This is a genomic window from Peteryoungia wuzhouensis (genome assembly GCF_003205195.1).
Lineage (GTDB): Bacteria > Pseudomonadota > Alphaproteobacteria > Rhizobiales > Rhizobiaceae > Allorhizobium > Allorhizobium wuzhouense.
The window spans coordinates 286,715-308,891 of record NZ_QJRY01000003.1 but is presented as its reverse complement, the minus strand read 5'-3'; the positions used below and the strand labels follow the sequence as shown (position 1 = coordinate 308,891).

The 22,177-nt window shown below is 60.1% G+C and carries 16 protein-coding genes; 6 read left to right on the top strand and 10 right to left on the bottom strand.

Going from position 1 to position 22,177, the window contains the following annotated elements; all coding sequences use genetic code 11:
* Positions 1–3: 3 nt before the first annotated feature.
* The 6 genes from DMY87_RS10585 to chvE form a co-directional block, all read right to left on the bottom strand.
* Positions 4–933, bottom strand: coding sequence for a Gfo/Idh/MocA family protein (locus DMY87_RS10585; RefSeq protein ID WP_110791261.1), 930 nt, complete (start codon positions 931–933; stop codon positions 4–6).
* 10 nt (positions 934–943) lie between these two features.
* Positions 944–2,689: an L-arabinonate dehydratase gene (araD, locus tag DMY87_RS10580; protein ID WP_110791260.1), complete on the bottom strand. Its 1,746-nt coding sequence runs from the start codon at positions 2,687–2,689 to the stop codon at positions 944–946.
* 49 nt (positions 2,690–2,738) lie between these two features.
* Positions 2,739–3,704: an AraD1 family protein gene (araD1, locus tag DMY87_RS10575; RefSeq protein WP_110791259.1), complete on the bottom strand. Its 966-nt coding sequence runs from the start codon at positions 3,702–3,704 to the stop codon at positions 2,739–2,741.
* Between the two features lie 10 nt (positions 3,705–3,714).
* On the bottom strand, positions 3,715–4,926 hold the full coding sequence (mmsB, locus tag DMY87_RS10570) for a multiple monosaccharide ABC transporter permease (RefSeq protein WP_110791258.1): 1,212 nt from the start codon (positions 4,924–4,926) through the stop codon (positions 3,715–3,717).
* Positions 4,926–6,461 (bottom strand): multiple monosaccharide ABC transporter ATP-binding protein, encoded by a 1,536-nt coding sequence (mmsA, locus tag DMY87_RS10565; RefSeq protein ID WP_110791465.1) that lies wholly within the window; start codon positions 6,459–6,461, stop codon positions 4,926–4,928. Before mmsA ends, mmsB begins: the two co-directional genes overlap by 1 nt.
* A gap of 115 nt (positions 6,462–6,576) precedes the next feature.
* A complete protein-coding gene (chvE, locus tag DMY87_RS10560; RefSeq protein WP_110791257.1) occupies positions 6,577–7,647 on the bottom strand; it encodes a multiple monosaccharide ABC transporter substrate-binding protein in 1,071 nt (356 codons plus the stop codon).
* 173 nt (positions 7,648–7,820) lie between these two features.
* On the opposite strand from chvE, the gene DMY87_RS10555 reads away from it, so the two are divergent.
* A complete protein-coding gene (locus DMY87_RS10555) occupies positions 7,821–8,759 on the top strand; it encodes a LysR family transcriptional regulator (protein ID WP_110791256.1) in 939 nt (312 codons plus the stop codon).
* Positions 8,760–8,867: 108 nt separating this feature from the next.
* Positions 8,868–9,266 (top strand): DUF2794 domain-containing protein, encoded by a 399-nt coding sequence (locus DMY87_RS10550; RefSeq protein ID WP_110791255.1) that lies wholly within the window; start codon positions 8,868–8,870, stop codon positions 9,264–9,266.
* Between the two features lie 3 nt (positions 9,267–9,269).
* Here DMY87_RS10550 and DMY87_RS10545 read toward each other — a convergent pair whose 3' ends face one another.
* Entirely contained in the window at positions 9,270–9,821 is a 552-nt protein-coding gene (locus DMY87_RS10545; protein WP_110791254.1) for a GNAT family N-acetyltransferase, read from the bottom strand.
* Between the two features lie 433 nt (positions 9,822–10,254).
* Here DMY87_RS10545 and DMY87_RS10540 point away from each other — a divergent pair, with 433 nt between their 5' ends.
* Positions 10,255–11,289, top strand: a complete 1,035-nt coding sequence (locus DMY87_RS10540; RefSeq protein WP_110791253.1) for an aspartate-semialdehyde dehydrogenase — start codon at positions 10,255–10,257, stop codon at positions 11,287–11,289.
* Between the two features lie 171 nt (positions 11,290–11,460).
* Complete coding sequence (locus DMY87_RS10535; RefSeq protein WP_110791252.1) at positions 11,461–12,282, top strand: lytic murein transglycosylase; 822 nt, start codon at positions 11,461–11,463, stop codon at positions 12,280–12,282.
* Between the two features lie 112 nt (positions 12,283–12,394).
* Here DMY87_RS10535 and DMY87_RS10530 read toward each other — a convergent pair whose 3' ends face one another.
* Together DMY87_RS10530 and pdxY are read right to left on the bottom strand one after the other, a co-directional pair.
* Positions 12,395–13,048 carry a carbonic anhydrase gene (locus tag DMY87_RS10530; protein ID WP_110791251.1) on the bottom strand — a complete coding sequence of 218 codons (654 nt, stop codon included), beginning with the start codon at positions 13,046–13,048 and terminating at the stop codon, positions 12,395–12,397.
* A 68-nt stretch (positions 13,049–13,116) separates the two neighbouring features.
* Positions 13,117–13,998 carry a pyridoxal kinase PdxY gene (gene pdxY / locus DMY87_RS10525; protein WP_110791464.1) on the bottom strand — a complete coding sequence of 294 codons (882 nt, stop codon included), beginning with the start codon at positions 13,996–13,998 and terminating at the stop codon, positions 13,117–13,119.
* Positions 13,999–14,187: 189 nt separating this feature from the next.
* On the opposite strand from pdxY, the gene DMY87_RS10520 reads away from it, so the two are divergent.
* Together DMY87_RS10520 and DMY87_RS10515 are read left to right on the top strand one after the other, a co-directional pair.
* Positions 14,188–18,975, top strand: coding sequence for an NAD-glutamate dehydrogenase (locus DMY87_RS10520; protein ID WP_110791250.1), 4,788 nt, complete (start codon positions 14,188–14,190; stop codon positions 18,973–18,975).
* Between the two features lie 98 nt (positions 18,976–19,073).
* Entirely contained in the window at positions 19,074–20,402 is a 1,329-nt protein-coding gene (locus DMY87_RS10515) for an MFS transporter (protein ID WP_110791463.1), read from the top strand.
* Positions 20,403–20,490: 88 nt separating this feature from the next.
* Here DMY87_RS10515 and purH read toward each other — a convergent pair whose 3' ends face one another.
* Complete coding sequence (gene purH, locus DMY87_RS10510) at positions 20,491–22,107, bottom strand: bifunctional phosphoribosylaminoimidazolecarboxamide formyltransferase/IMP cyclohydrolase (protein ID WP_110791249.1); 1,617 nt, start codon at positions 22,105–22,107, stop codon at positions 20,491–20,493.
* Positions 22,108–22,177 lie beyond the last annotated feature (70 nt).

Genomic DNA, 22,177 nt, shown 5'->3' with positions numbered 1-22,177 from the left:
ATATCAGTCTTCAAAATGAGCGACGACTTTCCGCTCTCCGCAGAGGAACGAATCCGCCACGATGCGCAGCGGCTGATAGTCAGTGTCGCTCTGGCGAGAGCGGATAAGCTTGGCGAAGCGCTCGTAGATCCCGGCATATTCACGATCCGGACCCGACGCCTGCTCCTTGCCTCCGATATAGAGTTCCGAGCCGCCCTTTGAAAGGCGCAGCTCGCCTTCATTTGTCTGAACGGTGATGTCCCAGGTCTGGGGACCTTCCTGTCGCCAGTCGAATTCGGCTGTGATAGGCGCGCCTTCAACGGTCCGCATGGCGATGGAAGCGGCGATGGGTTGCTTCTTGTTCTCCGGGAACTCCAGTGTCGATTTCTGCACCAGGATGTGCCCAGGCACGATCTCGGTCAGGATCGACAGGGCGTTGATGCCCGGATCGAAGACGCCGAAGCCACCCGGCTCCCAGATCCAGGCCTGGCCGGGATGCCAGCGGCGGACATCTTCCTTCCAGACGATCGAAATCGACTGGATGATCTTGTCCGACAGCCACTGCTTTGCCGGCTCGACGCCGAGGGCGAAGCGCGAATGCCAGGTGGCGAAGAGCGTGACACCGGCCTTGGCAGCGATTTTGCTGAGGGCCTCTGCTTCTCCCAGCGTGGTCGCCGGCGGCTTTTCCATCAATACATGGCGGCCGGCCGCGATCGCAGCCTTTGCCATGTCGAAGCGGACTTCGGGCGGTGTGCAGAGCGAGACGACCTTGATATCCGGGCGCGCGGCCAAAAAAGCATCGAAGTCGGTGAAGTTTTCAGCACCCTCGACCTTGCCATGGCGGCTCACGCCGGCGGCAACGACGAAGTCGTTACCACCAGCGATCGACGGAATGTGCTGGTCGCGGGCGATCTTGCCGATGCCGACAAGTGCGAGCGGAATACGATCTGCCATCGTCCGATCCTTAATGTGCGTCCTTGCCGACCGGCGAGCCGCGGCAACCCTTCAGGAAGTCGAAGTCGGCGCCGGTATCGGCTCCCTCGACGTGATCGTGGAAGAGACGGGCGTAACCGCTTGCCGGCGGCTCGACCGAGGGGCGCCAGTCAGCCAGACGGTGCTGCATTTCCTCTTCCGAGATGTCGAGATGGACCTTGCGGGCATCGACGTCGATCTCGATGAAGTCGCCATCACGAACGATCGCCAGCGGACCGCCACGGGCGGCTTCCGGCGAGGTGTGCAGGAGCACGGTGCCGTAGGCTGTGCCGGACATGCGGGCATCGGAGATGCGGACCATGTCGGTAATGCCCTTGCGCAGCACCTTGGGCGGCAGGCCCATGTTGCCGACTTCGGCCATGCCCGGATAACCGCGCGGGCCACAGTTCTTCAGGACCATGACGCAGGTCTCGTCGATGTCGAGCGCCTCGTCGTTGATCTTCGCCTTGTAGTCGTCGATGTCTTCGAAGACCACGGCGCGGCCGCGATGCTTCATCAGATGGGCAGAAGCGGCAGACGGCTTCAACACGCAGCCCTTCGGCGCGAGATTGCCGCGCAGAACCACGATGCCGCCCTGCTGGGTCAGAGCCTTCTCAACCGGGAGGATGACGTCCTCGTTCCAGTTGCGGACGTCCTTCACTTCGTCCCAGATGCTTTCGCCGGAGACGGTCAGTGCATCCTTGTGCAGCTTGCCGGCTTCGCCGAGGCGTTTGATCACGACGGGCAGGCCGCCGGCATAGAAGAACTCTTCCATCAGGTACTTACCCGACGGCATCAGGTTGACGATCGTCGGGATATCACGGCCGAGGCGGTCCCAATCGTCGAGCGTCAGGTCGATGCCGACGCGGCCAGCCATGGCGAGCAGATGGACGACAGCATTGGTGGAGCCGCCGATCGCGCCGTTCACACGGATCGCGTTCTCGAAGGCTTCCTTGGTCATGATGTCGGAAGGCTTCAGGTCGTCCTTGACCATCTGCACGATGCGGCGGCCGGAGAGCTGCGCCATGACCTTGCGGCGGCTGTCGACGGCCGGGATCGCGGCGTTGCCGGAGAGGGCCATGCCGAGAGCTTCAACCATGGAGGCCATGGTGGAGGCGGTGCCCATGGTGTTGCAGGTGCCGCTGGATCGCGACATCGAGGCTTCGGCTTCGACGAACTCTTCCTGGGTCATCTCGCCAGCCTTCACGGCTTCGGAGAACTTCCACAGGTGCGTGCCGGAACCGACGCGCTCGCCACGGAAATAGCCGTTCAGCATTGGGCCGCCTGTGACGACGATCGACGGAATGTCGGTCGATGCAGCGCCCATGACGAGCGACGGTGTGGTCTTGTCACAGCCGACGAGCAGGACAGCACCATCGATCGGCTGGCCGCGCATCGCTTCTTCAACTGCCAGTGCCGCGAGGTTGCGATACATCATGGCCGTCGGGCGGAAGGTGTTTTCCGACGCCGAGAAAACCGGCACTTCAACCGGGAAACCGCCGGCTTCCCAGACGCCGGCCTTGACCTTTTCGGCCAGTTCGCGCAGGTGGCCGTTGCACGGCGTCAGGTCCGACCAGGTGTTCAGGATGCCGATGACGGGGCGACCGTCGAACAGGTCGTGCGGGTGTCCCTGGTTCTTCATCCAGCCGCGATGGTAGATGGTGTCGCGGGACGTGCCGCCATACCAGTGCTGGGATCTCAGTTGGCGCGGCCAGGCCGCCGGTTTGAACTTGCTCATGGCTTTCGTCCTGTCTCTGGGAAATGGGCGGGTCGGCAGACCGATCCGCTCAGAGCATCTTCACCTTGACGGTCTCTGCGGCGGCCTTTGCCAGGCGGTTGCGCAGCGGAAGACCGAATTGCGGGGACTCGATTTCGAAGACGTCGCCTTCCTGCGTGACGAATCCATCAGCGACGGAAAGCGTTGCCGTGCCGTACATGTGCACATGCAGATCGCCCGGCTGGCAGAACAGCGCATACTTGAAGTGGTGGTATTCCAGGTTCGCGATCGTGTGGGACATGTTGGCCTCACCCGACAGGAACGGCTTTTCCCAAACGGTCTTGCCAGCCCGCATGATGCGCGACGTGCCTTCGACATGGTCGGGCAGGGCGCCGACGCGCAGTTCCGGACCGAAGGAGGCCGGACGCAGCTTGGAGTGTGCGAGGAAGAGGTAGTTGATCTTTTCCGTCACGTGGTCGGAGAATTCGTTGGCGATCGAGAAGCCGAGGCGGTGCGCCGTGCCATCTTCGCCGATGATGTAGTAGCCAGCCATTTCAGGCTCTTCGCCGCCATCGAGTGCGAAGGAGGGCGAGACAAGGTCTTCGCCGGGAGCTACCGCGTTGAAGCCGTTGCCCTTGTAGAACCATTCCGGCTGAACGCCGATTTCACCGGGCTTCGGCTTGCCGCCTTCGATGCCCATGCGAAACATCTTCATGGAGTCGCTCATGCCGGCCGTGTCGGCATGCATGCTGTCACGTGCGGAGGCCGATCCGGTGTGGGTCAGGCCCGTGCCGGTCAGATACATATGAGCTGCGTCTGGATGACGGACCGGGCAATCGAGCTTGCCGTCTGCGGCGAACGCCAGAAGCTCGACGGCTTCGCCGGCGCCCTGCTTTTCGATCAGGTCTGCTACCGTCGTTCCAGCAGCAATCGCTGCCTTGGCGAGGTCGTAGGTGGTGTTGTAACCGGGGACAAGGCGCGCGGCCTCACCCTGGCGGCAAATGACGCCGCCAGTCTTCAATTGCGAGAGAAACATAAGCCTATCCTCAGACTGCTTTGTTCTTGTTGTAAACGTCGAAGAAGACAGCAGCCAAAAGCACGAGGCCCTTGATGAGCTGCTGGTAGTCGATGCCGATACCCATGATCGACATGCCGTTGTTCATGACACCCATGATGAAGGCGCCGATGACCGCACCGGTGATCTTGCCAACGCCGCCGGACGCCGAGGCACCGCCGATAAAGCAGGCCGCGATAACATCGAGCTCGAAGCCGACGCCAGCCTTCGGGGTTGCCGAATTGAGGCGAGCGGCGATGATCATGCCAGCCAGTGCGGCAAGGACGCCCATGTTGACGAAAGTGAGGAAGACCAGGCGCTCGGTGTTGATACCGGAAAGCTTGGCTGCCTTTTCGTTGCCGCCGAGTGCGTAGATGCGGCGGCCGATGGTCGTGCGGGTCGTGACGAAGGAGTAGAGTGCGATCAGAACGCCCATGACGACCAGAACGTTCGGCAGGCCGCGATACGTGGCGAGCTGATAGCCGAGGAAGATCGCGACGGCGCTGATAATGCCCATCTGGACGACGAAGAAGACGAAAGGCTCGTTCTCGCTGCCATGTTCATCATTCAGTCGGCGGTTCTTCATGCCGGAATAAATGGCCAGTGCAACGAGAGCGATCACTGCAATGATCGCAACATGGTTTGCGATACCCGAGACGGCCGGATCTGTCAGCGGCAGGAAGTCCGGGATGAAGCCGGTCGACAGAAGGGTGAATTCCTTCGGGAAGGGGCCGATCGGTCGGCCGCCGAGCGCCACATAAGTCAGGCCGCGGAAGACGAGCATACCGGCCAGCGTCACGATGAAGGAGGGGATCTTCTGATAGGCGACCCAGTAACCCTGGGCCGCGCCCATGGCGGCGCCGAGAACCAGACACAGGGGCACAACCAGTGAGAAATGCCAGCCCCATTTGACCAGCATGATCGCCGAGATGCCGCCGATGAAGGCGACGATCGAGCCGACCGAAAGGTCGATATGGCCCGCCACGATAATCAGCAGCATGCCCAGCGCCATGATGACGATGAACGAGTTCTGAAGCACGAGGTTCGTGATATTGACCGGACGGAACAGGACGCCGTCGGTCAGCACCTGAAACAGCAGCATGATGACGACCAGCGCCAGCAACAGGCCGTATTCACGGATGTTCTTTCGCAGGTATTCACCCACGGAGACCTTGGGGGTTTCGGTTCTTGTATCGATGGCCATTAGTGTTTCTCCCCAGAGCGCATGATGGCACGCATGATGGACTCTTGGCTTGCTTCTTCCTTGGACAGTTCGGCCACGATGCGCCCTTCGTTCATGACGTAGATGCGATCGCAGGTGCCGAGCAGTTCGGGCATCTCCGAGGAGATCATCAGGATGCCCTTACCTTCGGCGGCAAGCTGGTTGATGATGGTGTAGATTTCGAACTTGGCGCCGACATCGATGCCGCGTGTCGGTTCGTCGAGAATGAGAACTTCCGGATTGGTGAACAGCCATTTCGACAGAACGACTTTCTGCTGGTTGCCGCCCGAAAGGTTGACTGCTTCCTGATAGATTGAATGCGACCGGATACGCAGCTTCTGACGATAGTCGGTCGCGACCTTGGCTTCCTTGCGGTCGTCGATGACGGCACCGTTGGAAACACCGGCCAGATTGGCCAGCGTGGTGTTTTCCTTGATGTTGTTCTGGAGGACGAGGCCGAGATGCTTACGGTCTTCCGTCACATAGGCGAGGCCTGCGTCGATCGCCTTGGGGATGGTCGACACGTCAACCGGTTTGCCGTTCATCCGCACTTCACCGGTGATCTTGTGACCCCAGGACTTGCCGAAGACGCTCATGGCGGTTTCAGTGCGGCCAGCACCCATCAGACCCGCGATCCCCACAACTTCACCTGCACGTACGTTGAACGATACGTCATGCAGGAACTGGCGGTCGCGGTGGTTCTGGTGGAAGACATTCCAGTTCTTCACTTCCAGCAGAACGTCGCCGATCTTCGGGTCGCGCGGCGGATAGCGGTCTTCCATGTCACGGCCGACCATGCCCTTGATGATCCGGTCTTCCGTGATCTCCTGGGTGTGACAGTCCAGCGTTTCGACCGTGCCGCCATCGCGCAGGATGGTAATCTGGTCAGCAACCTTGCGAATTTCGTTGAGCTTGTGGGAGATGATGATCGATGTCATGCCCTGCTTGCGGAACTCCATCAGCAGGGTGAGCAGGGCATCCGAATCCGTTTCATTGAGCGAAGCGGTCGGCTCGTCGAGAATGAGAAGGCGGACCTTCTTCGACAGCGCCTTGGCGATTTCGACCAGCTGCTGCTTGCCGACGCCGATATCGGTGATGCGGGTGGAGGGGCTATCCTTCAGGCCCACCTTTGCCAGCAGCTCTTTCGTCCGCGCAAAGGTCTGAGGCCACTGAATGACGCCGCTGTTGGCGATTTCGTTGCCGAGGAAGATGTTTTCAGCGATCGACAGGAGCGGTACGAGGGCCAGTTCCTGGTGAATGATGATGATGCCCAGCTCTTCGCTGTCGGAAATCGTGCTGAAGCGGCGCACTTCGCCATCATAGAAGATGTCGCCGTCATAGGTTCCGGCCGGGTAGACGCCGCTGAGTACCTTCATCAAGGTTGACTTGCCGGCTCCGTTTTCGCCGACGAGCGCGTGGATTTCGCCCTCGCGCACCTTGAAGCTGACATTGTCCAGCGCTTTCACGCCCGGAAATGTCTTTGTGATGCCGCGCATCTCGAGAATGATGTTGTCCATGGGCAGAATTCCGGCAGCCATTGGCGACACAGGTCAAGCCAAAGGCGCGAGCTCCTTCAATGCGTATAGAAAATGGGCCCGCGATAACTCGCGGACCCGAGAGTGACCCGAAGGATTACTTGTCGATCTGGTCGGCCGTGTAGTAGCCGGCGCCGACGAGAACGTCCTTGGCATTGGCCTTGTCAACGGCGACAGGCTTCAGCAGGTAGGACGGAACGACCTTCACACCGTTGTTGTAGGTCTTTTCGTCGTTGATCTCAGGGGTCTTGCCGCCCATGATCGCATCAACCATCGAAACGGCAACCTTTGCCAGTTCGCGGGTGTCCTTGAAGACGGTCGAGTACTGTTCGTCAGCCAGGATCGACTTGACGGAGGGCAGCTCGGCGTCCTGACCGGTCACGACCGGCATGGTCATGTCGCCAGAACCGTAGCCAACGCCCTTCAGAGCCGACAGGATGCCGATGGACAGGCCGTCATAAGGAGACAGGGCGCCATGCAGCTTGTCTTCGGTGTAGGTCGAGGACAGGAGGTTCTCCATGCGGGCCTGGGCGACGGTGCCGTCCCAACGCAGGGTGCCGACCTGATCCATGCCCATCTGTCCCGACTTGATGACGATGTCACCGCTGTCGATCAGGGGCTGCAGGACCGACATTGCGCCATCGTAGAAGAAGAAGGCGTTGTTGTCGTCCGGCGAACCGCCGAAGAGTTCAACGTTCCAGGGCTTGGTGTCCGGGAACTTGGCCTTGAGGCCTTCTACGAGGCTGGTGGCCTGGAGAACGCCGACCTGGAAGTTGTCGAAGGTGGCGTAGTAGTCGACGTTGCCCGAATCACGGATCAGGCGGTCATATGCGATGACCTTGACGCCGGCATCAGCAGCCTTCTGCAGGATGTCGGACAGGGTCGTGCCGTCGATGGCGCCGATGACGAGAACCTTGGCACCCTTGGTGACCATGTTTTCGATCTGGGCGAGCTGGTTCGGAATGTCGTCGTCAGCGAACTGCAGGTCCGGCGTATAGCCAGCTTCCTTGAACAGCTTTTCCATGGTCTCGCCGTCGGAGATCCAGCGGGTCGACGTCTTGGTCGGCATCGAGATGCCGACAACGCCCTTGTCCTGTGCATAGGCGAAGGGTGTAAAGGATGCGATACCGATTGCAAAAGATGCAATCAGGGCTCCAAGTTTCTTCATGGTAACCTCCCTGGTCATACCGTGCGAGGCCAAGCTCCTCCTGGCACTCGCTGAAAAACAAGAACGAGCGGCTGACGCAGCAGCCCCCAGCTCCGTTGGGACTCTTATCGCGCCCCATATACCGATCAAATGAATATTTTGACTTTCTGCATACCGTGGTTGATATATCGTTCATGGCAGAGAACCACATTTACAGATTGCAGCCCAAGCACTTCAGCCTCGTCAGCTCGATTGCCGAGCTTGGACAATTAAGTCTTGCAGCTCAATCACTTGCTCTCACACAGCCTGCAGCTTCCCGCATGTTGGGCGAGATCGAGCGGTATGTCGGTTCTCCGATCTTCGTGCGGACGCCGAAAGGCATGGAGCCGACCGCAGTCGGCAGTGCCCTGATCCGGCGAGCACAAAACGTGCTGGAGGAAATACGCGAAGCAGCGCGGGAGGTGGACGCGATTCGTCGAGGCTTGACGGGCAAGGTGCGCGTTGGTGCGGTGACCGGCGGTGCCGTCGGCTATGTCGTGCCAGCGATCAAGGCGCTGAAGGCGGAAGCTGCCACCGTCGATATTCATGTCGACGTGGCCTCCAGCAGCGAGATGATCCGCGATCTCTTGTCGGGGCAGTACGATTTCGTGCTCGGGCGTATCCCGCCGGGGATTGATGCACGTCAGTTCCATGTCGAGGGTGCGACGATGGAAGAAGTCGAAATCGTCGTTCACCGCACGCATCCTCTGGCCAACGTCGATCGGCTCAACGTTTCCGACATGGCACATTTTCCCTGGGTGATGCAGGCGCCGGGCACTCCATTGCGTCACGCCGTGGAGAGTGTGTTCATCGAGGAAGGCGCGCCCATTCCACGCAACATCGTCAATACGACGTCCCTTCTCGTGATGATCGCCATGCTCGCTTCGTCCAACGCGATCGCGCCGATGTCGCGTGAAGTCTCGGATCTTCTCTGCCGGCAGACGCCAGTCGGTGACCTTTGCACGCTCAAGCTCGATACGCCGATCGTGGTCACGCCCTACCACCTGATCACGGTGAACGGTAAGCGCCTGTCACCAATTGCCGCCCGGCTGCGGGATCTCTTGCTGAGCCGGTTCCTCAACCGCGGACGTTGAGCATAACGGGTGCCCCCGTGGCTCACGAAAGGCTCGCAAGCTTGCAATTTTGGCCATGTCAGGCACACTGTCATCCGTCCGTCATGAATGAAAGCTCGAGGAGCATTGATGACCGAGCAGACCGAAGGGCAGCGCCATGAAGTCGATGGTGCCGACAAGAGCCCGGCGAGCGTTGTCGACCTGGGAATATATCGACAGTCTCTCGATCCACTCCCCGTCACCTTTCATCGCCGCGAACTGGATGCGATCCTCTGGATTTACGGCCGCATGGTCGGGGAAGGCGATTGGCGGGACTACGCGATTGACCACCTGAAGGACAAGGCGGTCTTTTCCGTCTTCAAGCGCGCTGGCGAGTATCCGCTTTACCGGATCGAGAAAAATCCGAAGCTAGCAGCCAAGCAGGGTGCTTTCTCCGTTGTGGCAACGGACGGTCGGATCCTCAAGCGTGGCCATGATCTGAAACAGGTGCTGAAGGTCTTCGACAAGAGCCTGAAAGCCCTCGACTAACCGTCAGGCAAGTGTTCCGGGATAGCTCGATAGGTCCGGCATGGTGGCCTGGGCTTCGCCGAGCGGTCGTTGCATGAAGATTGTGTCGAGCCAGACCCCATGCTTGAAGCCCGTGCCATCGAGTCGTCCGGCGAATGTGAAGCCGCAGGAGCGGTGGACCGCGACCGAGGCTTCGCTCGCACCTCCGACGACGGCGACCATCTGGCGAAAACCGAGCGCTTCGCAGCGCGCCACGAGTCCCTCCAGGAGCGCCTTGCCGACGCCGAGGCCGCGTGCCTTTTCAGCCACGTAGATCGAATCCTCGACCAGCCAGCGATAGGCCGGCCTCGTGCGAAAGGCTGATGCATAGGCATAACCGAGAAGCGTGCCAGCTTCGTCTATAGCGGCCAAATAGGGATAGCCTTTGGCGGTAATCGCTGTGAAGCGGCCCGTCATCTCGGCGAGATTTGGTGGATCAAGTTCGTAACTCGCCGTCCCCGTCAGCACGGCATCCTTATAGATGGCCGTGACTGAAGGAAGGTCTTCGAGTGTTAAGTCGCGGATAGCGAGGACCATGCAATGCTCCGAGCAGAAACGCCTTCTTGTTCCATGGGTGGGAAATCCGGGCAAGCCCGCGAAATGTCATGGGGACAGGCGGATAGCACGCCGGGTCGCTTCCAATCGCTCCTGGGTTCGCGATTTCGTCACCGGCGTTCCTCGCGCGGCTTGACTCGCCGCAAAAACCTTGTAATCCCTCGCCGCGAAGAGGAATTCGGTTCATGCACGCTTTCGGGCAACCCTTCGCGGTCTCAAACCACCTGCAGCACGCCGCTGCCGGTGGCGCATGCATTTCTCTCGCATCCACGACCAAGGCCAAAACGACGACGAAAACCGTCTGACGTCTTCGGCCACCGCTCTCTCCCCGGCACGGCCGGGGACAAGGAAGGTTGCGCACCCGTCGCAGTCCTCCTCCTCACCATCCGCGGAGAGACAGAAAGAGAGCATTGACATGGGTTTCAAGATTGCAGTCGTAGGCGCCACCGGCAATGTCGGTCGCGAAATGCTGAACATCCTCTCCGAGCGCGGTTTTCCGGCATCGGAAGTCGTCGCACTGGCATCGGCCCGCTCCCAGGGTACCGAAGTCTCGTTTGGCGACAAGGTCCTCAAGGTGCAGAACCTTGAGCATTATGATTTCTCGAACACCGACATTTGCCTGATGTCGGCCGGTGGCACGATCTCGCAGAAGTGGTCGCCGAAGATCGGGGCACAGGGCTGTGTCGTCATCGACAATTCGTCCGCCTGGCGCTATGACGCCGACGTGCCGCTGATTGTTCCGGAAGTGAACCCGGATGCCGTGGTCGACTTCAAGAAGCGCAACATCATTGCCAACCCGAATTGCTCGACGGCGCAGCTGGTCGTGGCTCTGAAGCCGTTGCATGACTTTGCCAAGATCAAGCGCGTCGTCGTTTCGACCTATCAGTCGGTTTCCGGCGCCGGCAAGGAAGGCATGGACGAACTCTTCACCCAGACCCGGGCCGTCTTCGTCGCGGATCCGGTCGAAGCCAAGAAGTTCACCAAGCGCATCGCCTTCAACGTCATCCCGCATATCGATAGCTTCATGGAAGACGGCTATACGAAGGAAGAATGGAAGGTTCTTGCGGAAACCAAGAAGATGCTCGATCCAAAGATCAGGGTGACCTGCACCGCTGTGCGCGTTCCCGTCTTCATCGGCCATTCGGAATCGGTCAACATCGAGTTCGAGAACGAGATCACTGCCGATCAGGCGCGCGAAATCCTGCGCGAAGCGCCGGGTTGCCTCGTCATCGATAAGCACGAGAACGGTGGCTATATCACTCCCGTCGAATGCGCCGGTGAAGACGCGACCTACATCTCGCGCATTCGCGAAGACGCGACGGTCGAAAATGGTCTCAACATGTGGGTCGTGTCCGACAACCTGCGCAAGGGTGCCGCCCTGAACGCGATCCAGATCGCCGAACTGTTGCTGAACCGTGGCTTGATTACGCCACGCAACGCCGCCAAGTGATGGCGTGACCCTTGCCGCCCGGCGTCCGGCCGGGCGGGAAATCCTTCTGTCTCATCGGAATGTGATTCATTTTGAAGCAGGGTTGGTGCTTCATTAGGGGTTGATTGATGACAGGATCATGTTTCGCTGCCATGGTGCGCCCCACTCAAAACAGTCAATGACGAGGCCTGAATGCGTCTGAACTTTACTTTGTCCGCAGCCCTGATTTCAGTGGTGTCCGTATTTGCTGGGTCCGGTTCGGCCTTGGCTGCCGCCTGCAGCAATACTTCCGCCGGGTTCGAACAGTGGGCTGAGGCCTTCAAGGAACAGTCCGCCGGTAGCGGGTTGAGCCCGCGCATGTTGGACCAGGTTTTCAGCTCCATCAGCTACAGCCGCAGCACGATCAGCGCTGACCGTGGTCAGAAGAGCTTCAAGCTGTCTTTCGACCAGTTTATGCAGAAGCGTGGCGGGCAGACGATCATCAACCGCGGCAAAGGCATGAAGAAGAGCAATGCCGCTCTCTTCGCGCGGATTGAACAGCGTTATGGCGTGCCCGCCGGTCCGCTGATTGCGATATGGGGTATGGAGACCGGTTTCGGTTCTTTCCTCGGCAAGGAGCACACGCTTTCGGCGGTCGCGACGCTTGCCTTCGACTGCCGCCGCAGTGAGTTCTTCACCGACCAGTTCCGTGCTGCGCTCGAACTCGTGCAGGCCGGCAATCTTGACATCAATGCCAAGGGCGCTGCCCACGGCGAAATCGGCCAGACCCAGTTCTTGCCGCGCAATGTCGTCCGCTATGGCGTCGATGGTGATGGCAATGGCCATATCGACCTTGTGCATTCCAAGGCTGATGCCCTGGCATCGACCGCCAATTTCCTGAAGGGTCATGGTTGGCAGGCCGGTGCTGGCTACCAGCAGGGTGAGCCCAATTTTGCGGCCATCCAAGGCTGGAATGCGGCCACCGTCTACCAACAGGCTATTGCCTATATCGGTGCCCGCATCGACGCCGAATAAGCTGACTGAGGCGCGACGGGATCCTGTCGCGCCGGCTTGTCTGCGCAAACACCTTCCGTCCAGATCGCGGGTTTCTGATCGATGTGAGCGAAGAAATTCGCCTTCCGTCGCCTCAGGCGGTTTCTTGACCGTCCAGGCGGACGAAGTCACGCGTCTGAGGGTCCATCAGCCAAAGTTCGCCATTGCTGATATCAAACCAGGCACCATGGATACGCAGCTTGCCGCGCTCTTCCAGGATCTTCACACAGGGAAATGTTCTGAGATTGCTGATCGAGTTGCGGATCGAGATCCGCTCCAGCGCAGTCTGACGTTCCACAGCGGTCATCACCGAATTGCCCTGGATCTGCTCGGCGGCCGGCGCCACGAGGTTCATCCACTTGCCGATGAAGTCACCGGGAGAAAGCGGTTCGGCATTGGGGTCGAGAGCCGCGCTGATGCCGCCGCACCGGCCGTGACCCATGACGATGATATCCTTGACCCTCAGTGCCTGCACGGCAAATTCGAGGGCCGCCGAGGTCGAATGATATTGACCGTCGGGCTCGTAGGGCGGCACCATGTTGGCGACGTTGCGCACGACGAAGAGCTCGCCAGGATCGGCATCGAATATCATTTCAGGTGCCGCGCGGGAATCGCAACAGGCGACAACGAGCGTATGGGGTTTTTGTCCCTGCTCTGCGAGGACACGATAGCGTTCGCGCTGGTCGACATAGCGACCACTCATGAAATTGCGATAACCGCTGAGGAGTGTAGACGGAAAGCTGCTCATGGCTATCCGCTTACAGCGCATGCGCCTTCAAGGCAACCGTGCGTGTTTTCGAAGGGTATCCGTCCGGTTCAGCCTGGTTTGCGCGGCCGCTGAGCCGGGTGCATGAGCCGACGCATCTGGACCATTGCCATCGGGGTGGACAGGCTGCCGGAGTCGCTCTCCAGGGTCAGCTCGTCTCCGCCGCGTTTGGTGGTTCTGGCCAGAACTTCAAAAACGCTGGCTGTTGCGAGCTGCAGGGCTCTCTCCTCATCCAGGCCTTCCAGGATGCGGGCCAGGAAGACGGCCGCCAAGAGATCGCCGAGCCCATTGGGTGGATCATCGATCAGGCGGTGTTCGGCAAGGATGGCGTTGCGACCAGACAGGAGCAGATTGCCGGTGCCACCCGTCATCATCGCCACGGCCGAGGTCACGAGCATGCGTGGAGGGCCGAGCGAGAGCGCCGCTTCCATGATAGCCTGATTGCTATCCAGCGTGGTCCCCACCATCCATTGCAGTTCGTATCGGTTGGGTGTGGCGATGTCGGCGAGCGGTATCAACTGATCCCGAATGGCTGTTGCAGTCTCTTGAGGCACATAAAGCCCGCCCAGATCTCCCATGACGGGGTCGCAGACATAGATGAGATTCGGGTTGGCGATCTTTGCCGCCTTGATTAGCCTGGCTACGGCTGCCGGCTGCGCCGGGCTTCCGAAATAGCCTGTCAGGATCGCGGAGACTTCCCCGAGCCAGGGGGCGTCAACGAGGTCGTCAATGGCGCTTTCAAAATCGGCGTCGCTGAACCGCAGCCGTGTCGAGGGTCCCTTTCCCGGGTGCCAGGGCATCACGATCGTCGGCATGGCCCAAACCGGGTGCCCCATTGTCTCAAGCGCGAATACGGCGGCCCGGTTGCCGACGGATCCCCTGACAACATGGCTGGAAATCACGATGACGGCGTTTTGCAGAATTTCATGCATTTTTGGCACTTTCGACTGGAAAATCGACTTTTCGACGCGGCTCGAAGCATTTTTCACGGAAAAATTCGGAATTTTCTCGTGAATCGAAGGCAATTTCGCCGGAATTGCCCTCATTTTTGATTCATACATACTTTCGCAAAACATTTGCAGAATCATGACGGCCAACAGCCGCTGCCGAAGGAGAGGCATATGACCAGGACGGGCAACCCCAAGCGCGATCAACTGCTTCGATCCGCTGATGAAAGCGCCGCCGCGCTCGGAGTGGCATATATCGCCCCCTCCACGATTTTCGGCCGAGCGAGCAATGACGACCTCGACCGTTACCCGGCCGATATGCTTGCTCATGCGGCGGTACGCGCTGCAGAAGATCTTGCTGCATGGAACCGCCAGAAGCCGCATATCCGCATTGAAAGCCTCGCTCCGGTGCGGCCCAACGACATTCCGGTCAGCGTGCTCTCGATCGTCGATCACAACAAGTCGTTTCTCTATGACTCGCTGATGGGGGAGGTGACCAGCCTCTACCGCGATATCTACATGGCCATTCACCCCATTCTCGCGGTGACGCCCAAGGGTGACATATCTCTGTCAAACCCGGATTCGGATCCGGAAGGTGCGATCAAGGTCAGCTATATCCAGCTGCATCTCGCCCCCTTGAACGACGAGCAGGCCGCAGACCTCATCCGCCGTATCGATCATGTGCTGGCACAGGTGAAAATGGCCTCCTCCGACTGGAAGCCGATGCTGGGTCTTCTCGAAGACGCGCTGTCGGAACTGCGGTCTCTGTCGGCGGGTCGCAGCGAAGCCGAGCGTGACGAGGCTGTCGCCTTCCTTGAATGGTTGCGCAACAACAACTTCACCTTCCTCGGCATGCGCGAATACACCTATTCCGGCGAAGGAGAGAACGCCACCGTCGAACGCGACCGGGGCAGTGGGCTCGGCATTCTCTCGGATCCGGATGTGCTGGTCCTGCGCCAGGGCCAGAACCAGGTGACGACAACGCCGGAAATCCTGGCCTTTCTTCAGGGGCCTGATTTCCTGATCGTGACCAAGGCAAACGTAAAGTCCGTCGTGCATCGGCGGGCCTATATGGATTATGTCGGGGTCAAGCGCTTCGGGCCGAATGGCAAGGTCGTCGGCGAATTGCGCATTGTCGGCCTCTTTACGGCGACGGCCTACACCCGTTCGGTCAACCAGATCCCTCTCCTGCGCGCCAAGGTCGAAAAGGTCGTCTCTCACTTCGACTTCGATCCACGCAGCCATTCCGGCCGCATGCTGCAAAACACCCTGGAAAGTTATCCGCGCGATGACCTATTCCAGATCACGCCGGAACTGCTGGCGAAGTTCTGCGAGCAGATCAACGATCTGTCGGAGCGGCCGCGCGTGCGCGTTCTTCCCCGCATCGACCATTTCGATCGTTTTGTCTCATTGATCGTCTATGTGCCACGCGAAGACTATAATTCGATGGTTCGAGAAAAGATCGGCGACTATTTCCGCTCGGTCTACCAAGGCCACGTGTCGGCCTACTATCCTGCCTTCCCCGAAGGTGGTGTGGCGCGTGTACATATCATCATCGGTCGGCGCGAGGGGGCGACGCCGCAGATCGAGCAATCGACGCTGGAAGATGCCGTTCGGCGCATCACCGCTCGCTGGAGCGACAGGTTCGCTTCCCTTGCCGGTGCCGGTGCGCCCGATCTCGACGTGACCGAGGCCTTCCAGGAGGCCTTTACGCCGGAGCAAGCGGTCAACGATCTTCGCCATATAAAGGCTTGCCTCGCCGGGGCGCCGCTGTCACTTGAGTTTCATCAGGTGGACGGGGATCATGGACCTCTGCTCTATCTCAAGATCTTCCACGCCGGCGATCACCTGCCACTGTCGCGCCGCGTACCTCTTCTCGAGAACCTCGGCTTCGGCGTCATCAGCGAACGGACCTTCGACATCGGCATCGCGACTCCGGATAGCGGGCGTCAATCCGTCGTGCTGCACGATATGGAACTCGCTGCGCCGGCATCCGTGCATTTCGACATTCGCCAGCATGGCAAGCTGCTGGAAGATACGTTCCTTGCCGCCTTTACCGGCATGGTCGACAATGATGGCTTCAATCGCCTGGTTTTGGCTGCCGGGCTCGATGCCCGCGAGGCCTCGGTCCTCAGGGCCTATGCCGCCTATCTGCGTCAGGCCGGCGCCGTCTACCCACTGAACTACATTGCGGAGACGCTGGTCAAGCATCCAGCCATCGCAACGGATCTCGTCTCCCTCTTCCGAAACCGCCTCGATCCGGCCATGGCGGAAAAGGCGCGCAACAAACGCAATTCCGAGCTTTTGACGTCGCTGGAGACAGAACTCGGTGCGGTTCGCAGTCTGGATGAAGATCGCATCCTGCGGCGCTATATCAACGCGATCGAAGCGACGTTGCGGACCAACTTCTTCCAGAAGGGCTACCAGCAAAGTGAGCGTCCCATGCTCGCCTTCAAGTTCGATCCGCATCACCTGGAGGGCTTGCCGGAGCCGAGACCGTTCCGCGAAATCTTCGTCTACGGCGTCGAAGTAGAGGGAGTGCATCTGCGTTTCGGCAAGGTGGCCCGCGGCGGGCTTCGCTGGTCCGATCGCGCGCAGGACTATCGCACCGAGGTGCTCGGGCTTGTAAAGGCCCAGCAGGTCAAGAATGCCGTTATCGTCCCCGTCGGGGCAAAGGGTGGCTTCTTCCCCAAGCTCCTGCCGCCGCAGAGCGACCGGGAAGCCTGGCTTGCCGCCGGCACCGAGGCCTACAAGACCTATATCCGGACGCTCCTGTCGATTACCGACAACATCGTTTCCGGCAAGATCGTGCCGCCGGCCGACACGCTCCGGCCAGATGGCGACGATCCCTATTTCGTGGTCGCGGCCGACAAGGGAACGGCGACATTCTCCGACACGGCCAACGGTCTCGCGCAAGCCGCCGGCTTCTGGCTGGATGATGCGTTCGCCTCGGGCGGGTCGGCTGGCTATGATCACAAGAAGATGGGCATTACCGCCCGTGGTGCCTGGGAAACTGTCAAGCGGCACTTCCGCGAGATGGATATCGACATCCAGACGACACCGTTCACCGTCGCAGGCGTCGGCGACATGTCGGGCGACGTGTTCGGTAACGGCATGCTGTTGTCGGAGCATATCAAGCTGATTGCGGCCTTCGACCACCGTGACATCATCATCGACCCCACTCCGGATCCCGCGATCTCCTTTGCGGAACGCCGCCGAATGTTCGCACTGCCACGCTCGAGTTGGCAGGATTATGACCGGGCAGCGCTGTCGAAAGGTGCGATGATCATCTCGCGCTCGGAAAAGTCGGTCACGCTGACGGCTGAAGCGGCTGCAGCGATCGGTTTGACAACGGCGACCGTGACGCCGTTCGACATCATGACGGCCATTCTGCAGGCGCCGGTCGATCTGCTCTGGTTCGGTGGTATCGGGACCTACATCAAGGGACCCATGGAAACGGATGCCGAGGTGGGTGATCGTGCAAACGATGCAATCCGCATCAATGCCGGTGATGTCCGTGCCAAGGTGATCGGCGAAGGAGCCAACCTCGGTGTGACCCAGAAGGGTCGCATCGCTTATGCGTTGAATGGCGGCCGCTGCAATTCAGACGCCATCGACAATTCTGCCGGCGTCAACTCCTCCGACGTCGAGGTCAATATCAAGATCGCACTTAGCCCGGCCATGCAGGACGGTCGCCTGCCACGCGAGAAGCGCAACATCCTGCTTGCGACGATGACCGAGGAAGTTGGCGAGCTCGTCTTGCGCAACAACTATCTTCAGTCCCTTGCCATATCGCTGACGGAGGGCAAGGATGCTGGCAATCGGGAAGAACTTAGCCGGCTTATGGACTATCTTGAGGCACAGGGCAGGTTGAACCGGAAGGTGGAAACCCTTCCCGACAGCGCAGCAGTGGCCGAGCGTTATGTCTCGGGCAAGGCTTTGACCCGGCCTGAGATCGGTGTTCTGCTCTCCTATGCCAAGATCGCCCTGTTCGATCAATTGATCGAGTCGGATCTACCCGATGATCCGTACTGCGAGACGACGCTTTTCAACTATTTCCCTGCGGAGATGAGAGACACCTTCGCCGCCGATATTGCCGGACATCGGCTGCGGCGCGAGATCATCGCAACAGTGCTGGCAAACCATGCCATCAACCGCGGTGGTCCGGCCTTTGTCGTTTCTGTCGGTGATGCGACGGGCGGGCTGCCCGGCGATGTGGTCAAAGCAGCACTCGTGACGCGGGACGCCCTTGGGCTCACAGCTGTCTGGGACCGGCTTGATGGGCTGGATGCGAGGATGCCGGGTCAGACACAGAACCGCCTCTATGCCATCGTATCCGAAGTCTACACCGCCATGACCCGCCTGCTGATCGACACGGGCCTTGCCAAGGGAACGGTCAGCGAGGCGGTCGCGCAGCTATCCGCTGCGGTGCAGACGGCAACGCCTGTCTTTGCGGAAGCGCTTCCGCCCCTTCTTCGCCAGCATTTCGACGAGCAGATCGCCGAACTGGTGGAGGCCGGTGCGCCGGAGGTGATCGCTACCGAGGTGGTCAACCTGCAGACCCTGCAGCTTCTGCCGGAAGTGCTGCAGATCGCGGAGCGGACGGGGGCTGATTTTGCCGCCGCAATGCATGGTTTCTTCGCCGTTTCGGAAGCGTTCCGGATCGGTCGCATTATCGAGAATGCGCGGCGGCTGCAGCCATCGGATCATTATGACAACCTCGCTCTGACGCGCAGCCTCGACCGGATTGGTCAGGCACGGCGGCAGATCGTCTGCAAGGCTCTTGCCGAGCATTCCGGTGATGCAGATCCGGTTGCGGCGTGGCTGGCCGCGGACAAGATCCATGTGGAGCGCATCGGCAAGGAAATCTCCGCCATTGTCGACAGCGGCGAACCCAGCATTTCCAAGCTTGCCGTGGCGGCTGGGTTGCTCGGCGATCTTGCGCAGGATCACGCGAGGTGACACTGTCCGGAGCAAAATGAGCTCCGGGGGTGATTGTGACGACGACTGAAAATGCAAAGTCCAGCCCGGGCACCATCGATAAAGGTGTCGCGGGCTGGATGTTTTTTGACTGGGCGGCACAGCCGTTCTTTACCGTCATTACGACCTTCATCTTCGGCCCCTATTTCGTCGCGCGCATGACCGCAGATCCGGTCAGCGCCCAAACGGCCTGGAGCAATGCGGCGACCATCTCCGGGATTGCAATTGCAATCCTGGCCCCGGTGCTGGGTTCGATCGCGGATCAGTCCGGTGCCCGCAAGCCATGGATCGCCTTCTTCGCGGTGATCAAGATCGCCTGTCTGATGCTGCTTTGGACGGCTGCGCCCGGCTCGTCCGTCGGTTTTGTCATGCTGCTGATGATCCTTGCCAGCGTGGCAGCCGAATTCTCGATCGTTTTCAATGATTCCATGATGCCGCGGCTGGTCAGCCAGCAGGACGTCGGGCGCATCTCCAACATCGCCTGGGGACTTGGCTATCTTGGCGGCATGATCGTCCTGATCTTTGTGGTCCTTTTTCTCTCCGCAAATCCGTCAACCGGTGTGACGCTGCTGGGGGCACAACCGCTTTTCGGCCTTGATCCGGCGCTCGGCGAGGATGCCCGCGTGACCGGTCCTATTTCCGCCGTCTGGTATTTCATCTTCATCCTGCCGATGTTTTTCTTTACGCCCGACGCAGCAAAGGGCAAGGCACTGGGCGCGGCCGTCCGATCCGGTTTCAAGGAGATTGGGCACACGCTGGCCGAACTTCGAAATCGCACGCCGATACTGCGCTTCCTCCTCGGACGAATGATCTATCAGGACGGTGTCAATGGGCTTCTTATCCTGGGTGGCGTGTTTGCGGCGGCGATGTTCGGCTGGTCGACGATGGAAGTCGGCATATACGGCATCATCCTCAATGTCGTTGCCATCTTCGGCTGCCTGTTAGCAGGACGGATTGATCGTCTGCTCGGCTCGAAAGTTGTGGTCATCACCAGCCTCAGCCTGCTCATCCTTGCAACGCTCGGGATTATCTCGACCGGCGTCGACTTCACCCTGTTCGGCTTTGTCAGCCTGCCGGTGAGCACCACGGATGGCCTCTTCGCCACACCGGCCGAGAAAGCTTATATCCTCTACGGCTTGTTGATTGGTGTCTCCTTCGGGCCTGTTCAGGCGTCGTCGAGATCCTATCTGGCGCGCAGTGTGGCGCTGCATGAAGCCGGACGTTATTTCGGCATCTATGCGCTTTCGGGCCGTGCGACCAGCTTCATGGCGACCCTGTCCTTCTCGCTGCTGACGGCTTGGTCCGGATCGGCCAGGGTCGGTATGGCAAGCATGCTCATCTTCCTGACGGTCGGCCTCGTCATACTCTGGAAAACCCCCTATCCCGCCGCCAATGCCGGGGAAAGCTGATTGGAATACGCGAATGAGAAAGGGGCCGGAAGAGTGATCTTCCGGCCCCTTTCGAGTGTCTGCGTTGGTGGGTGCTGCTGACGCCTGATCAGTGGCGGAAGTGGCGCACTCCGGTGAAGACCATGGCGACGCCATGCTCGTCGGCTGCCGCAATGACTTCCTCGTCGCGCATCGAACCGCCTGGCTGGATGACCGCAGTCGCGCCAGCTGCGATTGCTGCCAACAGTCCGTCGGCAAAGGGATAGAACGCTTCCGAAGCCACGGCGGAGCCTTTCGTCAGCGGTGCGGCCACACCGAGCGCCTTGGCTGCGTCTTCAGCCTTCAGGGCCGCGATACGGGCGGAATCGACACGGCTCATCTGGCCGGCACCTATGCCCGCTGTCTGTCCGTCCTTCGCATAGATGACGGCGTTCGATTTCACATGCTTGGCGATCTTGAAAGCGAACTTCATGTCTTCGAGTTCCACTGCCGTGGGTGCACGCTTCGTCACAACCTTCAGGTCGAGATCTTCCACCATGACGTTGTCACGAGTCTGGACCAGCAGACCGCCCGACACCGTCTTGGCCACCAGGCCGCGGGCACGTGGATCGGGCAAGGCGCCGGTGGTGAGCAGACGGAGGTTGGGCTTGGCTGCGATGATTGCCTTGGCCTCGTCGGTGACGTCAGGCGCGATGATGACCTCGGTGAAGAGCTTGACGATTTCGGCGGCGGTAGCGCCATCCAGAATTTGGTTCAGCGCAATGATGCCGCCGAAGGCCGAAACGGAATCACAGGCCAGCGCACGCGTGTAGGCCTCGACCAGGCTCGATCCGGTCGCCACGCCACACGGGTTTGCGTGTTTGATGATGGCGCAGGCCGGGCCATTTTCCGCCGGGAATTCCGCGACCAGTTCGAAGGCTGCGTCGGTGTCGTTGATGTTGTTGTAGGACAACTGCTTTCCCTGCAGCAACTTGGCCGTCGCCACACCTGGACGGTTGTCGCCGGTCACATAGAAGCCTGCTGCCTGATGCGGATTTTCGCCGTAGCGCATGGCTTCCTTTAGCGCGCCACCAACAACGCGATAGGCCGGCATCTCGATTTCGAGGGCTTCGGCGAACCAGTTCGAGATTACTGCATCATAGGCGGCCGTGCGGGCATAGGCTTTTGCGGCCAGCTTCTGGCGCAGCGCATAGGTGGTCTGGCCGTCGTTTTCCGAGAGAGCGGCGATTACCGCCGGATAGTCGGCAGCATCGGTGACGACGGTGACATAGGCATGGTTCTTGGCCGAAGCGCGGATCATGGCCGGGCCACCGATGTCGATATTCTCCACCGTCGTCGGGTAGTCGCCACCTGCAGCGCGGACCTGCTCAAAGGGATAGAGGTTGATGACGGCCAGATCGATGGCCTCGATGCCGTGCGCTTTCATGGCTTCGACATGCTCCGCATCGTCACGGATGGACAGCAGGCCGCCATGCACCTTGGGATGGAGGGTCTTCACACGACCGTCCATGATTTCTGGGAAGCCTGTGATTTCGGAGACGTCGATCACCGGAAGGCCTTCGGCTGCGAGTGCCTTGTGGGTTCCGCCCGTCGACAGAAGACGCACGCCGCGCTCATGCAGACCGCGCGCAAACTCGACGATGCCGGTCTTGTCGGAGACGGAGAGCAGGGCCGTGCGCACGCGCACGAGGTCTGGTGCAGGGATCTTCTTTGAAACGACGGCCATGGTTCATCTCCGAGCTTGCGAGGCGCGCCCGAAATGTGACGTGGGCACGATGCGGGCGCCCTAGCACAGC